This is a genomic window from Vibrio phycocola, from assembly GCF_054404255.1.
Window position 1 is genome coordinate 1 of record NZ_JBTAMQ010000014.1, and the last position, 451, is coordinate 451.

At 48.6% G+C, this 451-nt stretch carries 1 protein-coding gene; it reads right to left on the reverse strand.

What is annotated here, in order from left to right; translation table 11 throughout:
* Positions 1 to 241: 241 nt before the first annotated feature.
* A partial coding sequence (locus tag ACXJY6_RS16680; RefSeq protein WP_458769025.1) for a hypothetical protein occupies positions 242 to 451 on the reverse strand: 210 nt, incomplete at its 5' end.

The window sequence follows — 451 nt, forward strand, 5'->3', positions numbered from 1 at the left end:
ATTGTAAAGTACTTGGCGGAACGGACGAGAGTTCCTATGTTGCAAGATGCAGCGGTTCCCGGCGTGGCAGGTCGCTTTCTCTAAACAAATAAGCTAACCAACTGAACTGCCGCTCCACTTTCACTAACACTGCGACGATGCTTTCACAGCACAATCGCTAACAAACACAAAAAAGCCTTAGCATTTCTGCTAAGGCTTATGTGCTCTATTGTAAAGTACGTGGCGGAACGGACGAGACTCCCTATCTTGCAAAATGCAGCGCCCCCCGGCGTGACAGGCCGCTTTCTCTAAACAAATAAGCTAACCAACTGAACTGCCGCTCCGCGTTTAATAACACTGCGACGATGCTTTTAGCACAATCGCTAACAAACAAGCACAAAAAAGCCTTAGCATTTCTGCTAAGGCTTATGTGTAAATGGCGGAACGGACGAGACTCGAACTCGCGACCCCC